Origin of the sequence: Neobacillus sp. YX16, assembly GCF_030123505.1 — a bacterium.
Lineage (GTDB): Bacteria > Bacillota > Bacilli > Bacillales > Cytobacillaceae > Neobacillus.
This window is the reverse complement of the sequence record NZ_CP126115.1, coordinates 3,940,641-3,955,180: the sequence shown is the minus strand read 5'-3', so window position 1 is coordinate 3,955,180 and position 14,540 is coordinate 3,940,641. Positions and strand designations below refer to the sequence as shown.

At 38.5% G+C, this 14,540-nt stretch carries 12 protein-coding genes; 11 read left to right on the top strand and 1 reads right to left on the bottom strand.

Annotated features, from left to right (window positions below; translation table 11 throughout):
• The first annotated feature begins 144 nt into the window (after window positions 1–144).
• From QNH48_RS19270 to QNH48_RS19250, 5 genes are all read left to right on the top strand, one after another.
• On the top strand, window positions 145–852 hold the full coding sequence (locus QNH48_RS19270; RefSeq protein ID WP_481858429.1) for an ankyrin repeat domain-containing protein: 708 nt from the start codon (window positions 145–147) through the stop codon (window positions 850–852).
• 79 nt (window positions 853–931) lie between these two features.
• Window positions 932–1,894 carry a DUF4822 domain-containing protein gene (locus QNH48_RS19265; protein WP_283951611.1) on the top strand — a complete coding sequence of 321 codons (963 nt, stop codon included), beginning with the start codon at window positions 932–934 and terminating at the stop codon, window positions 1,892–1,894.
• Between the two features lie 186 nt (window positions 1,895–2,080).
• Entirely contained in the window at window positions 2,081–2,224 is a 144-nt protein-coding gene (locus tag QNH48_RS19260; RefSeq protein ID WP_283951610.1) for a hypothetical protein, read from the top strand.
• A 344-nt stretch (window positions 2,225–2,568) separates the two neighbouring features.
• Window positions 2,569–2,820, top strand: coding sequence for a hypothetical protein (locus QNH48_RS19255; RefSeq protein ID WP_283951609.1), 252 nt, complete (start codon window positions 2,569–2,571; stop codon window positions 2,818–2,820).
• 16 nt (window positions 2,821–2,836) lie between these two features.
• Window positions 2,837–3,154, top strand: a complete 318-nt coding sequence (locus QNH48_RS19250; protein WP_283951608.1) for a cupin domain-containing protein — start codon at window positions 2,837–2,839, stop codon at window positions 3,152–3,154.
• A gap of 98 nt (window positions 3,155–3,252) precedes the next feature.
• Here the strand turns inward: QNH48_RS19250 and QNH48_RS19245 are convergent, their stop codons facing one another.
• A complete protein-coding gene (locus QNH48_RS19245; RefSeq protein WP_283951607.1) occupies window positions 3,253–4,695 on the bottom strand; it encodes a PQQ-dependent sugar dehydrogenase in 1,443 nt (480 codons plus the stop codon).
• 154 nt (window positions 4,696–4,849) lie between these two features.
• On the opposite strand from QNH48_RS19245, the gene QNH48_RS19240 reads away from it, so the two are divergent.
• The 6 genes from QNH48_RS19240 to QNH48_RS19215 all read left to right on the top strand — a co-directional run bounded on the left by QNH48_RS19240 (window position 4,850) and on the right by QNH48_RS19215 (window position 14,373).
• Window positions 4,850–5,041 carry a YbxH family protein gene (locus tag QNH48_RS19240; RefSeq protein ID WP_283951606.1) on the top strand — a complete coding sequence of 64 codons (192 nt, stop codon included), beginning with the start codon at window positions 4,850–4,852 and terminating at the stop codon, window positions 5,039–5,041.
• A 73-nt stretch (window positions 5,042–5,114) separates the two neighbouring features.
• Window positions 5,115–7,691: a helicase-related protein gene (locus QNH48_RS19235; RefSeq protein WP_283951605.1), complete on the top strand. Its 2,577-nt coding sequence runs from the start codon at window positions 5,115–5,117 to the stop codon at window positions 7,689–7,691.
• Between the two features lie 122 nt (window positions 7,692–7,813).
• On the top strand, window positions 7,814–8,857 hold the full coding sequence (locus tag QNH48_RS19230) for a P-loop NTPase family protein (protein WP_283951604.1): 1,044 nt from the start codon (window positions 7,814–7,816) through the stop codon (window positions 8,855–8,857).
• A gap of 205 nt (window positions 8,858–9,062) precedes the next feature.
• Window positions 9,063–10,406 (top strand): methyltransferase domain-containing protein, encoded by a 1,344-nt coding sequence (locus QNH48_RS19225; RefSeq protein ID WP_283951603.1) that lies wholly within the window; start codon window positions 9,063–9,065, stop codon window positions 10,404–10,406.
• A complete protein-coding gene (locus QNH48_RS19220; RefSeq protein ID WP_283951602.1) occupies window positions 10,406–13,006 on the top strand; it encodes a polynucleotide kinase-phosphatase in 2,601 nt (866 codons plus the stop codon). The genes QNH48_RS19225 and QNH48_RS19220 overlap by 1 nt, the downstream gene beginning before the upstream one ends.
• Before the next feature lie 74 nt (window positions 13,007–13,080).
• On the top strand, window positions 13,081–14,373 hold the full coding sequence (locus tag QNH48_RS19215) for a glycosyl hydrolase family 18 protein (protein WP_349655098.1): 1,293 nt from the start codon (window positions 13,081–13,083) through the stop codon (window positions 14,371–14,373).
• Window positions 14,374–14,540 lie beyond the last annotated feature (167 nt).

Genomic DNA, 14,540 nt, shown 5'->3' with positions numbered 1-14,540 from the left:
TATAAAAATGAAGAAACTTTCTTAAAAAGTTTATCTTTTTTTAAGAAATTCTTTCGAAGGAGTTTAAATTTAAGTATTAACATAAATGTAAGTTCTAATTTATTAGGGGGGAGGCAAAAAATAAGAACGAAGGTGGTGATTTTCATGTGGAGGTGCTTAGCAATAGTCATTGGAAGTATATTCATTCTTCAGGGATGTGTCTCAGATAACGATGGCAATCCAACTAAAAAGAAGGATGATAAAAAAGTAGGGATAAATATGAGTGAACAACTGTTTCAAGCAGTAACAGGTAAAGATTCGGAAACTGTAAGAAGATTGATAGAGGAAGGTGTCGATATTAATACGCAGGACTCACAGGGTCGAACTGCCACTATGATTGCGACTTACAACAATGATATAGAGACTGCAAAAATACTTATTGACGCGGGGGCAGACGTCAACATCAAGGATGACATGGAAAATAACCCCTTCCTATATACCGGTGCAGAAGGGTATATCGATATTTTAAAACTAACGATTAAAGCGGGTGCCGACTCATCTATAACGAACCGGTTTGGCGGAACGGCTTTAATCCCTGCCTCAGAACATGGATATGTAGATGTTATTAAAGAACTGCTTACAAATACGGATATTGATGTTAATCATGTCAATAATCTTGGTTGGACAGCTTTACTAGAAGCGATTATTTTGAACAACGGTGATGAAAAACAGCAGCAAACGGTAAAATTGCTCATCGATCACGGGGCAGATGTCAACATACCTGATCATAATAATGTGACCCCTTTACAGCATGCACGCGAAAAAGGATTTAAAGAGATTGAACATATTTTGTTAAAAGCAGGAGCAAAATAACTAAGTCGTATAAGGTTGTAGTCAGTTATTAAAAAATGATAGAAATGACACCAATATATAGAAACGAGGAGACAATAACATGAACAAAAATGCAAGGATTTTACCTACTATATTACTTGGGTTAACTTTAGTCATATCAGGTTGCAGCACAGTCACTCAAGCTAAAACAAGTGAACAGAAGCTAGAACAGAATGCAAAAAGGAATAAAAATCAACAGAAAGAAACAAAAGGACAGGAATTGGCAACTATTCTTAGTAACACAAATTGGCAAGGTACAAAAGTATATGATAAGAATAAAAATGACTTAACAAAAGAGAATGCAAACTTTATTGGTCTTGCGAAATATGACGACAAAACTGCTAGATATGAATTTTTTGATAAAACCACAAAAGCTAGCCGCGGCGATAAAGGAACATTCTTTATCACCAACGATGGAAAGCTTAGAGTATTAATTTCAGAATCTATGGGTTACCAAGCTGTTGTCGAAATAACAGAACTCAATAAAGATATGTTTACTTATAAAAGGATGGGAAAAGATACGAATGGTAACGATTTAGAGGTATTCGTTGATCATATTCCTTTTAAAGAAACTGAACTTTCCTTTTCGGATCCAGATAAGAAGTTGGAAACTCAAACAGGAAAAATTGTTAAAGACAAAGATGGAGATAAAATTTTATCAGACACGCTATGGCAAGGGACAGTGGCATTAGATGAAAATGGTAATGATGTATCAGCCTTTAACCAAAATTATTTAGGTTTAGCAAAGTATGATTTTAAGACAAATAAATATGAATTTTTTGATGCAAAAACGGGAACAAGCCGAGGTGATTACGGATATTACGATGTTGTACATGGAAATAAGATCAGAGCCCATGTTTCACTCGGAATGAAGTATGGTGCGGTTCTTGAACTTACAGAACTGAATGAAAATAAATTCACCTATAAAAGAAATGGTAAGGATAAAGATGGTAAAGACATAACCATCACCGTTGAACATATACCATATAAAGGTGATTTTAAACTAAAATTTACTAAATTTTAAACAGGACATGGCATGTAAGCAAGAAGGGATTGGATTTACTCCATTCCCTTTTTTGTTTAGGAAGGAAATACAAATACGTAAATAGAATTAAAAGAATATATATAATTATGGTCTCGTTAATGATGTGTGGAAAGTGAATGCAAGAGGGATGGTCGGGTAAAATGATTATTGGGATGGGTGGTTACAATGGGATTAATTGTAGCCAGTGTTTTTTCGGCAATTATCATATTAATAACCGTTTATGGCATGATCAAAGTATTCAGTATTGCCAATAAAAGAAAGGAAATATACCTTCGGAAATTTACCATTTTACAAGTTCAGCTATTGTAATAGGTTTAATGGTTGCTTCCGTTTTACCCTTTTGCTATCAAAAAATACTTGATTATATACTCTGACATAGTAGTAAAAGCCAATTTAGATCTCTAAATTGGCTTCTTCATTTTTTTATCAAACAATTTCTTAAATGTTCATTTTTCTCTATCAATAAGTTATATTGGCAATGCCCTACATTATCCCAGCTATGAATAATAGATTTTTTAACATGGAACGTTTTTAAAAGCTAAACTTTGAAGTTACACCACAAAAAAACCCAACTCTATCTAAAATACCCCAATTTCCATACCTCAAAATGATGATAGTATCAAGGAATGAAAATAAAAAGGAGAAGGGTACTGATGCTTAGGGAATTGAAGAGGAAAGATAATGTCATCTTTCGAGGATCTTTTAGTCCTGGTTTACTTGCTTTGTACGTTGATACATTAGTAAAGGCCATTGGTTTTTATATGCTTGTTCCAATTTTAAGTGTTTATTTTATAAATCATTTAGGCATGAGTACAGCACTTTCAGGGTCGATTATTGCAGTCAGTGGCCTATACAAAACGGAGAATGGGAAAACATTCCGTGTAGAGGTAGCAAAAGCTTATTAAAATCGGGAGGTTCAGGATGAGTAATCAACTTACATGGGAAGCAGCAGAACCGGGTGTGAAAAGAAAGATATTTCCTCCAGGAGATTCAGTTATGATGATGGAGGTTCATTTTGAAGAAGGGGCAGAAGGCTATGAACATAGCCATCCCCACGAGCAGCTTACTTATTGCTTAAGAGGAAAGTTTGCATTTACTATTGAAGGTGAAACAACAATTATCGGGCCTGGAGAAACCATCTTTATTCCGGTTGGGGCAAAGCACGGGGCCAGGGCTTTAGAAGCCGGTGCAATACTTGACACGTTTACCCCGTTAAGAAATGATCTGCTTAATCGATAAATAAAAAAAGAAGAAAAGGGTGAGAAATCTTGCATGAATTCTCACTCTTTTTAACTTAAATATATATGAAAATTTTTGAGGAAATCACATATATGGAATCAAGGAACAATTTCAAAAACGGTACCTTGGTTAATATCTGTCACTTTCGAAGAGCCATAAACCCCTAAATATAGTCTGGTCTGGTCCAGGTTTGTTCCCAAGCTAACATAATAAGCTGATTGAGACCCAAAATCATAATCGGTTTTAATCACACTAAAATCATTTAGTTTACCATTTTGTCTACCTCTGGTATAGGCTAATACCCCTCTAACCTGAGGTTGAGATTCTTTCCGGGCAAAATCGGTAAACACAACGGTTCCTGTTAAACCGGGGATTCCATTCCCTATATAGGCTTGCACCCCTGTAAGTGCCGTTCCACTAAACTTATCGGGTCGAGGATCTCTGTGAAAATAAGTAGTTAAAGGATGAAGACGCCGCGTTGAAGTGGTTATTGCCTCATTGTAATAAGCAATAACTTTCTCATCCAATGTCGAATTTTCAGAGCAGGGCCTCATAAACGATGTAGGAAAAGCACCTTCCCATCCTCGCCAGCCAAAGTTAATAATTCCTTCTTGGTCAGGTTCGGAATTCATGAAAGAAGCTTGAACAAGCTGAGTAACCGGTATTGGTTTATACTGAACGAATGAAAAAATCGACTCTTCCAAATCCTGGCCGACATTTCCTGCATATTTGATATACTGATGATAAAACCTTTGATAGGAAATGCCTGGTATATTGCGAACACCTTTAGCGATTACCGTAAGCGTTTCCTGAAAAGGTAAGGGAAGTTCATTAAAACGTGTGACTACGGGTGGATTAGCGATTAATGTATCCTTTGCCACATCAATTTCAATTATTTTTCCTGCTATTTCCATATTATCCTGGCTTAAATTAAATGGATCATAGCCTGATCCACCATCACCAGTTGTTAAAACAAGGTTTCCTGTTTCAGGGGAAAAATTTAAGCTATTGACCCCATTATGATTCATAAATGGTCTTCTTACGTTAAGTAATGTCCGTCGTTTTTGAGGCTGGCCATTCGATTGTAAATTCCATTCTTCTACTGTATCAATATGATCATATTGATTTTCTCTATTTATCCACTTTAGGCTTAACGTTCTGGGGTCACACGGGTTAGGCTTAAAAAATTCAGGCAGAGCATCTCGACCTTGTCTTGCAGCTTCTGAATTAGGAAGAGCACCTGGACCTTGTGTTCCAGCTACTGAATAATGAAGATAAAACAGACCGTTATAATAAAATTGGGGATGAAACGCAAGCCCCAGCAATCCCCGTTCATCATAACCACCAGAAGCACCTAGTTTAATAATCCGGGGGCGTATATCTAAAAAAGTCCTTAAACTTGAGTTTCCTATGTAAAAGATTTCTCCTAGCTGAGTTGCGATAAATAATCTTTCCATTGAGTCACCAGGTAGTTTTGCTGTTTTTAATACAGTGGGTAAATTTATCTTACTGACAATGGGACGCAAACGAACTTTTACCATCTAACTTTTCACCCCTTCTAATTGCATTTTTCCTATAAGAATATGACTAAAAATTTTCTATTAGTACTGAATATGGATTTGGGCGTCTCTATTTGGAGATTAACGACTGGATAATAGTAAATACTAAAAAAAACTCAAAAAAGGATTGATTATCATGGGAGCCATTGAACGAAACGGATTTCGCTTTGTACCAGAATACAGTGTCAGCCATCAAAATGGGGCAATTCATGTCTATAACAAGAATCGTTTAATTGAAGAAATCAAATTTCAGTTTTCAGGGGATTTTCCTGAACTAGATCAAATAGAAGACTTAGTGGATCAATACTGCAACACCCGTCAAATTTAGAAACCGAATATTTGTTCGGTTTCTTGTTTTTTGATATAATAAAATTACCAAAAATAAGATAAGGAGGGATAATTTGAGTAAATTAACCGCCATTTACCCTCAAGCGATTGAACATACGAAGAATAAAGTAATGGAGGATATGAACTATTACTTAGAGACAAAAGAAAGTCTGCCTTCTTTTAGCCAATATTTATCCGATCGTGGGCATTATCTGGAGCAGATTTGGGTCAATATCTGGTTAAATAAGGTCACCAATGATGTCCCGAAGAATGAGAAAAAAGAGTTTTTACGGGAAAAAGGGTTTGAGGTACAAGGAGTGGACCGCAAGCTTATTAATAAACTTTTTCGGGATGAGATGAGAGAATATCAGCCTTTTCATGTGTTGGAATGGACCAAGGAAACCTTTTCAGATAAAAAAGAGGAATGGGAACAAAGATATCAACAAGCAAAAGTTGATTTTATAAAACGACAAGAAGTCACCCGTCTTGAGGAAGTGCGACATCGTATTCGAGCAATGATAGAAGAGACTGCAGGTGATATGCTTGAGAAGGATTATGCTCAAGTTTATCTTTATGTTCGGCATTTTACATCCAAGCAATTAGCAGCAGACATCAAGAACAATGTGAAATTCAAAAATGTTGATACCTTTGCGCTAGAAGAGAAATTAGAGGATGAAGGTCATTTTAACCCCGAATCCTATACAACGGTTGCAAAGTTTTTTGAGGAATTGACAGGAGATATTCATAAGTCGGTAAATTGGGGAAGAAGTTTGTATGAATATCAAACCTATTTTTTTGTTTACGAAAGCTTGATTTCAGATTATCTGTCAGAACTGATTCCGGAAAGGGTTCTAGAAAAGCTTCCAGTTGAAATAAAGGAACAGTTCCAAGAAACCTTTGGTGAAAAACTTACAGCTTCTTTCATTAAGGGGAGTTTAAAACAGCTTCTTAATGAAGTAGAAGACTATTTTATTGAAGATTTACAAGACGAATACCTTTCTGATCTTTTGAAGATTGCTGATATTCCTTTCGACCTCTCTGTTCATCAGCAAATTTTTGAAAAGGATTTTGCTGAAAGAGAACGTAAGAAAGCGGAGGAAGAGGCAGAATTACAACGGAAAAGAGAAGCAGAAGAACGAATGATGGAGGATATTTTCGGCCAGGAATACAATCCATCTTTTGGAAGAAGGGTTCGTTATATCCTTCATATTGGGGAAACAAATACCGGGAAGACATACCATGCCCTTGAGCAAATGAAGGAAGCAACTAGCGGCTTATATCTTGCTCCACTTAGGCTATTAGCGCTGGAGGTTTATGATAAGTTAAATGCTGAAGGAACACTCTGCTCGTTAAAAACTGGCGAAGAAGAAAAAATCGTTCCGGGCGCGAATCATTTTTCATGTACAGTAGAGATGTTTCATGAAAAAGAAAACTATGATGTCATCGTTATCGATGAAGCACAAATGATTACAGACAAGGATCGTGGCTTTTCATGGTATAAGGCGATAACCAAAGCAAATGCAAGAGAAGTACATATTATCGGGAGCAGAAACTCGAAACCGATGCTTTTGCAGCTGTTAGGAGAGTCGGATATTATCATCCACGAGTATAGCCGTGATACTCCTCTTGAAGTGGAAACAAAGGAATTCCATATTAAACATGTAAAAAAAGGGGATGCGCTGATTTGTTTTTCAAGAAGGCGGGTGCTTGAAACAGCTTCTCGGCTTCAAAGTGATGGGCATACTGTCAGTATGATTTACGGCAGCATGCCGCCAGAAACTAGGAAAAAACAAATTGAGCAATTCAACAGCGGCAAAACAAAAGTAATTGTTGCAACTGATGCAATTGGAATGGGATTAAATTTACCGATTCGGCGGATTGTGTTTTTGGAGAATGAGAAATTTGATGGTACGAGAAGAAGGTTGTTAACTTCACAGGAAGTGAAGCAAATTGCTGGACGTGCCGGTCGTAAAGGAATCTATGATGTCGGGAAGGTTGCCTTCACGAAAGACATCAGGTTGATGAAGAAATTGCTTATTCAAGAGGATGAACCTGTTCATACCTTTGCGATTGCTCCAACTAACTCGGTGTTTGAGCGGTTCCAGCGATATTACCGAGATTTAGGAACATTCTTTGAGCTGTGGGGAAAATTTAACAGCCCGCTAGGAACGAAGAAAGCTTCATTAGCTGAGGAACGGTCACTTTACAATCTGATTGCCGGAACAGAAATTGAAGCACGCTTGCCTTTGATGGATTTATATGGGTTTTTACATCTTCCTTTTTCGAAAAATGAACAAGTTTTAATAAGACAATGGGAAGATACGATGTATGCAATTATTCAAGGCACTCCTCTTCCGGAACCGCCATATAAGGAGCGAAGCTTGGAGGATCTCGAGTTAGCTTATAAGGCGCTTGGTTTACATCTGCTCTTTTTGTATCGGTTAGGAGAACGGACGGAGGCGATTTATTGGGAGCGGCTTCGTGAGGAAATGAGTGACAAGGTTCAAGATAAATTAAAAACAGATATCAAAAAGTTCGTGAAGAAATGCAAAAACTGTGGAAAGAACCTTGCTTGGGATCACTCGTTTCCAACCTGTGATGCCTGCCATAGTGCTAAATATAGGAGAACTCGATATGCAGAGGATTTTTAACGATATGATTTTTCTATCATATCGTTTTTTACGTTTGAGAGAAAAAAATTACGTTATAGAGTAATTGGTTATTGCGTTTTAGAGTATGTTAAATTACTATATAAAGTAAGGAGGTGAAAATAATGGAAAACATAAGACTGAACGTTCCATTATTGCGAAGGAGGGTGCCTAACCTTACAAGTGCAGCACGTGAGGTAGGCTTAAGGCCGGCAACTGTATCGAATTTATGTACCGGGAAAATTCCAGTAGGACGCTCTGAAGTTCGCACGATTGTAGCTTTAGCAGAATTAGCACAATGTAGTCTAGATGAATTGCTTTTAAGAGGGGAGAATGTAGAGATGATTGAGACAAAGATAAAAACATTAGATTTGTTTGCACCGATTGTTAAGGGGGGAACCATTGGGCTTGTTGCTCGTCCAGGAATGGGTCAGTTGGTTGTTTTAGCAGAGTTATTTTATCGTTTAAAGAGAGAAGGTTATGCAACAGTTTTATTAAAACCAGAAAACGATCATCCAGAGTTAGCGGAAATCCTTGATGATACAGAGATTGTCGCTGAAAACATCGAAAAAGCTTTTGCTGAAATGTCGGTGGTTGGTAAAAATAAAGAAATCATTTTCGTTGCAGACCGTTCGCATGTATTAACAGGGGAAATCTTTGAACTTCAGGAAAAATTACAGGATGTCAATATCAAGTCCGTGACTACCTTTTTGCTCGATTTAAAAGGAGCATCGGTGGATGAGGACCTCCCATATGGACCGCTTGAAACATTATGGCAGTTTGATATGGACCTAGCAGCTAGACACCGTTACCCAGCGGTAAATCCAATCTACTCTACATCTTCTGTATTAGAAGGTGCACACCTAGACCAAAACCACCTAACTATCCAACAAAAAGCCCAAAAACTATTACGACGTTATCGAGAATTACGTTCGCTTGTAAATGTAAAAGGTATTAACGGGATACCAGCATCAGAAATAGAAACCTACCATCGGGGAGAACGTTTAGAAGCCTATTTGACACAGCCTTTCTATGTTGCAGAAGCCTTTACGGGTATTAAAGGAGCTGAAGTAAGTCTGAAGGATACATTGAATGACGTTAAGAAAATTTTGGATGGTGTCGTGGATTCAAAGGATATTGCTTCCTTGAATTTTATTGGAATGATTTAATTGATATGTGTGCTGGAGTGACCCAAAGGGAAATGCAATATAGGTTCCGGTCATTGCAGCCTATATAATAGCAAGAATTAGAAGGCCGTAACGGAATATCGTTACGTCCTTTTTAAATTTTATCAACAATTATTTCTAAAATATCCATTTTTATGTAATGATAATATTAGTGAAAAATACTTCAGAAGAAAGTGAAGTGCATTGTATGAAGCTATCATTAACCGTAAGAGGACCTGGTGCGGATATGGTCTCGTACTTAATCGCGAAAAACCCTAATAATCCGTATGAACGAAATGAGAAAGGCTTCAAGGTTCGCCTTGTTTATCCTATTTTCACAAAAGAAGAAGTGCAATTTGTTATCTATGTAAAGCCTGACCCGATAGATTTAGTGCGAAACTCATCCGATTTATTTGACATTACCCATTACATAAATGACCGCGAGTTCGCCGTCAGCAGCTTATTTATCACCACCATCCGTAAGGCGTTAGGTACCGCTTTAAATGGGAAACCAGATGAAGCTTATTTGCAATGGGTGGACCATCCATTTGAAATAAAGCTCGCTTTTGGACCGGTTGCCACCGATTTGCATGATCAGGAGATTGTCCAGTTGTTTGAACCCATTGGCTACAAAGTGGAAATTGAACGTGGAGATAGTACCATTCGAAAAAAAAGCTCCGCTCGATTTGTTACGATATCCGGCAATCAAACTGTTCAGAATACTTTAAAGCATGTATCCATTCTTATTCCGGTCATTGATAATTACAAGCATTATTTTTTAGATGAAAGAGAGGTTGAAAAGCTGGATCGTTACGGAGAAGGATGGCTGGAAGACCATCCTTTAAAGCAAATGATTGTAAAAAGAGCACTCCGCTTTAATGCGTTAATATCTCAATCTAAATTCTATGAAAAGAAACAACAAATTCGCAGCCAGGATGAAAGTCCGAGGGTTCGCTTGAATGACCTTCGTTATGAAGCAATCCTAAACTTTATTCGTTCTCTGCCACACAAGGAATCGATAGTAGACCTTGGTGCAGGAGAAGGAAGACTCTCGGTACAATTGGGCTTTTTAGAAGGTGTTAAAGAGATTCTGTCGATTGAGCCTTCGAACAAATCTCGAATACGGGCCATCGAGCGCTTTGAGCAGGTGAATGTCAAAAAAGGGTATATTGAACCGCAGTCTTTACCGGGGTCACTATATTATTTTGATAGCCGATTGCAAAATAAAGATGTTATCGTTTTATGTGAAGTCATTGAACATATTGATGAGGGCAGGCTTCCTAAAATATTTGATTCCATCTTAAATGATTACCGTCCGAAGACATTAATTGTGACAACACCAAACCAGGAATACAATGTAATCTATGATATGAATGAAGAAATGCGTCATGATGATCATCGTTTTGAATGGACAAGAGTGGAACTTGCTCAAAATGTCGAAGCATGGACCCAAAACTATCCTTATCAAGTCATCATACAAGGGATTGGCGAAGAGCATCCAACATACGGTCATCCAACGCAAATGGCCATTTTCAGAAGGGAGGAGGGGTAATGACAACGATCCATTTACCGCACGGAGGAATCGTCCTGCTTGTCGGACCCTCTAATACAGGAAAAACAACCTTATTAAATCAATTAATACAAGAAGAACAAATTCTTGCTTCTGAAGTGGTCAGTTCCGATCAATTCCGAGTACTTGTCAGTGATATTGAATTTATTAGCTGGAACGGCCGTCCTAAAGACGAAAGTGACGCACTGTTTAACGAATATCAGCAAATTTCTGGAGCAGCGTTTGACGCCATGGATTATGTCATTACAAAACGCTGCAAACTCAATAAATTAACGTTCATCGATGCTACCCATTTACGCGAGGAAGAGCATGACAAATACCTGCAAATGGGCAAGAAATATCACGTACCTGTTATCGCGATGGTCTTGAATATATCAGAAACGGAATTACTAAGACGAGATAGCGAACGGGCTTTCCCTCGGGGCAGAAACAGAATCAAGCAGCAGTATCAACATTTTAAAAATGTGCTTAGGTTCATTAAAAAGAAACCATATCGTCGTGTCTATTTGCTTGGTGAAGACGATATTCAAATACTCAACATAAATCGTCTTGAAAACCCGCTTTTTATCGATGTAGGAAACGGAATCGATTTTATCGGGGATATTCACGGCTGCTTTGATGAATTTATTGAAATGTTATCGAAATTGGGGTATCAGGAAAATGAAGAAGGTTTCTACATTCATCCTGAGGGGAGGAAAATTCTTTCACTTGGTGATGTGTTGAGCAGGGGACCTAAATCAATTGAAACACTGCAATTTTTTCAAAAGCATGTTGCAGCCGGACTTGCTTATATGATTGACAGCAACCACGGCTGGAAAATTGCCCGCTGGCTCGATGGGAAAAATGTAACGATGGCTCATGGTGATGAAAATGTTGCCGCTGAATTTGAGGAATATGAGCGTAAAAATGGCAGCGAGGCTGTAGAAAAGGTAAAGGAGCAGATAAAGGAGTTACTTTTAGAAGCAAAATCACATTATATTGTTCGAAAAAATGGGGTTAATGCAGTAGTAGCCGCTCATGCAGGCATAAAGGATCACTATATCGGAAAACAGTCAGCGCGTATTTCTGATTTTTGCCGGTATGGTGATAGTGAAGGGCTGGATGAACACGGAAAGCCGATTCGAAAAGATTGGTCCATTTCTCATAAATCTAGCGAACTCATTCTTTGGGGACACGATCCAAAGCCACAGCCCTTACTGGTTAACAACACACTAAACATTGACCAAGGTGTTGTGTTTGGAGGAAGTTTAACCGCTTATCGTTATCCAGAAAGACAATTTGTTTCGGTCAAGGCGAAACAGGACTATGCGAATGTACCCGACAATCCATTGAAAGAATGGGAACTCAAAAGGCTGGCTCCTCCGAATATTATGAAATTCCTAGAAGGTTATTCCGTGTTAACGGAACATTACGGCGAGATCATGATTTATGACGATGGCGTGAAACCCGCTTTGGATGATGTATCTCATTACACTCTGCCACTTGAGGATATCGTCTATCTTCCACCAACGATGAGTCCGACGCCAAAACCTTCCCGTCTAGAAGGGTATCTGGAGCACCCAATGGAGGCATTTGAATATTATCAAGCCAATGGCGTTGAAACCTTGGTCGTGGAGAAGAAACATATGGGAAGCAGGGGCATTTTGTTTTTATTTAAAAATAAAGAAATTGCTAAAGAGTATTTAGGCAGGGAGACGTTAGGCACCATTTATTCCCGGACAGGAAGGGCGTTTTTTCAAAAAGAATTGCAAGAACAAGTAATCAGCAGTTTAAATGAGGATTTAGTGAAAAATGGTTATTTTGAAAAGTACAACACAGATTTTGTGCTCCTCGATGCTGAGATTCTGCCTTGGAACTTAAAGGCGAAGGATCTGGTTTTAAATCAATATGCACATGTTGGGGAAATGGCATTGCTTGACCGAACAAAGTTGAAAGATTCACTACAACAGGCAATTGACAGCGGCAAAGATGTGCTGAACTGGATTCAGGAAGTGGATGTCGGGATAGAAAGTGCTAAAGTCTTTAATGAAGTTTATCAGAAATACTGCTGGGAAACAGATGGTTTGGAAGGTATCCAAATCGCACCATTTCACACGCTGGCTCACAGCTCGGAAACATTTTTTGAAAAGCCACACACTTGGCACATGGAGAAAAATAAAGAATTTAGCGGGATTTCCCGTTTGTTTTTGGAAACAGAATACAGGGTTGTTACCGATGATGCAACTATGAAAGAGGCCATTGAGTGGTGGGAGGAAATGACCGAGGATGGACATGAAGGATTTGTTGTTAAACCACAACCTTTTATTACGCGTCATAAAGGAAAACTAGTGCAGCCAGCGATAAAAGTGAGGGGCCGCAAGTATTTGCATATCATCTATGGAATTGATTACCTGCTTCCTGAAAATTTAGCGAGGTTAAAGAAACGGAATGCAGGTAAGAAACAGCGTAATGCATTGAAGGAATTTTCCCTCGGGGTCGAGGGTGTAAATCGATTTGTCAAAAGAGAGTCATTGGAACGTGTTCATGAATGTGTGTTAGGAATTCTGGCTTTAGAGGCAGAACCCATCGATCCACGATTATAGGCAGGACAAACGGACTGGTTAATTCCAGTTCGTTTTTTTCATTCAAAGAGCAATATTACAAGGTAAATCACCATATGATGATGGTAAAGGGGTGTGAGAGTATGGGTGTTCATGTGGTGAGTACGGGAGAAAATCTGTGGGCAATTTCCAATAGGTATGGAGTATCTATGCAAACCATTGTTGAGCTAAATGGGTTGCCATCTACTAGTTCTCTCGTACCAGGTCTCGCCTTGTATATTCCGGACAACCAAACGCCTATCCGCTCCTATAAAATAAAACCAGGTGACCGATTTTGGGAATTAGCCAGGAGGTTTAATACAGATATTAAATCGATTGTCGGGGCGAATCCAGGGGTTGATCCTAAACAGCTTATTATTGGTCAAATTATCAACATTCCCTCACCAGTGAAATTAAGATTAACAACATTGGGATTTCTCGTTCCATCGGGCGGCAGTGATATTTTGTCAGTATTAGATTCACTCGCCGGACAATTAACCTATTTAGCAGTTGTAGCGTACTCATTTACAGCAGAGGGATATGCCTATAACGAAATAGAGGATTCGGCGATTGTAGCACGAAGTAAACAGTTGAATATTACGCCATTATTAATGATTCGTAATTTTACTGGAGTAGATTTTAGTGCGGAGTTAGCAGGACATGTACTAGCTAATGCTGTTTACCGTCGGAATTTAGTTCATAGTATTGTGAATTTGATTAGCCAAAGGGGATTTGGCGGGGTATCGATTGATTTTGAATTTATTCCACCCCCTCAGCGTAATGATTTCAACCTATTTTTAAGAGAATTAAAGACTGCCTTGGGAGAGTTGATCCTGCATGTAAATGTACATGCGAAAACTGCCGATCTCCCGACCAATCGAATCGTCGGAGCATATGATTATGCTGCTATCGGAAGCATAGCGGACATCGTTGCGGTGATGACAATTGATTATGGCTATCCAGGTGGACCGCCTGATCCGATTGCACCTATTTGGTGGATGGAGCAGGTTGTTCAATACTCGATCACCCAAATCAATCCTAGAAAACTACAAATTGCGTTGCCGCTTTATGGTTATGACAAAGTGGTAGGTACGAATATTACACATGCCATGTCTGTGCTTACAGCGCAAAATCAAGCCATTTCAACAGGATCTCCAATACAATTTGATCTGCACGCTATGTCCCCTTGGTATCGGCATTGGAGTGCTGGGGTAGAACAGGTTGTTTGGTTCGAGGATATAAGAAGTTTCATAGAAAAATATCAATTGATGGATGTTTACAATCTATTAGGGACTACCTTTTGGCAGATAAGCTTGGCGGCGCCACAGAATTGGGCATACTTGAGTAAAAATATTGCCGTTATGAAATAAGGTCATTGGGTTTATTGGGTGCAACGCAATTATCGCAGATATATGGCCTCAGAACGCAGATATATTTGAATTATCGAAAATATTTGGTCGAGCACCACAAATATATTTATTTTTAAGAAAAATATATGGAAGAAAGTTTGTTTTTTAGGAAAGACTTGATGAAAAAA

What these genes read in the sequence shown, in the direction of transcription:
- QNH48_RS19270 (WP_481858429.1), top strand. Translation starts at nt 145, where the DNA reads ATGTGGAGGTGCTTAGCAATAGTCATTGGAAGTATATTCATTCTTCAG.
- QNH48_RS19265 (WP_283951611.1), top strand. Translation starts at nt 932, where the DNA reads ATGAACAAAAATGCAAGGATTTTACCTACTATATTACTTGGGTTAACT.
- QNH48_RS19260 (WP_283951610.1), top strand. Translation starts at nt 2,081, where the DNA reads ATGGGATTAATTGTAGCCAGTGTTTTTTCGGCAATTATCATATTAATA.
- QNH48_RS19255 (WP_283951609.1), top strand. Translation starts at nt 2,569, where the DNA reads ATGCTTAGGGAATTGAAGAGGAAAGATAATGTCATCTTTCGAGGATCT.
- QNH48_RS19250 (WP_283951608.1), top strand. Translation starts at nt 2,837, where the DNA reads ATGAGTAATCAACTTACATGGGAAGCAGCAGAACCGGGTGTGAAAAGA.
- QNH48_RS19245 (WP_283951607.1), bottom strand. Translation starts at nt 4,695, where the DNA reads ATGGTAAAAGTTCGTTTGCGTCCCATTGTCAGTAAGATAAATTTACCC.
- QNH48_RS19240 (WP_283951606.1), top strand. Translation starts at nt 4,850, where the DNA reads ATGGGAGCCATTGAACGAAACGGATTTCGCTTTGTACCAGAATACAGT.
- QNH48_RS19230 (WP_283951604.1), top strand. Translation starts at nt 7,814, where the DNA reads ATGGAAAACATAAGACTGAACGTTCCATTATTGCGAAGGAGGGTGCCT.
- QNH48_RS19225 (WP_283951603.1), top strand. Translation starts at nt 9,063, where the DNA reads ATGAAGCTATCATTAACCGTAAGAGGACCTGGTGCGGATATGGTCTCG.
- QNH48_RS19220 (WP_283951602.1), top strand. Translation starts at nt 10,406, where the DNA reads ATGACAACGATCCATTTACCGCACGGAGGAATCGTCCTGCTTGTCGGA.
- QNH48_RS19215 (WP_349655098.1), top strand. Translation starts at nt 13,081, where the DNA reads ATGATGATGGTAAAGGGGTGTGAGAGTATGGGTGTTCATGTGGTGAGT.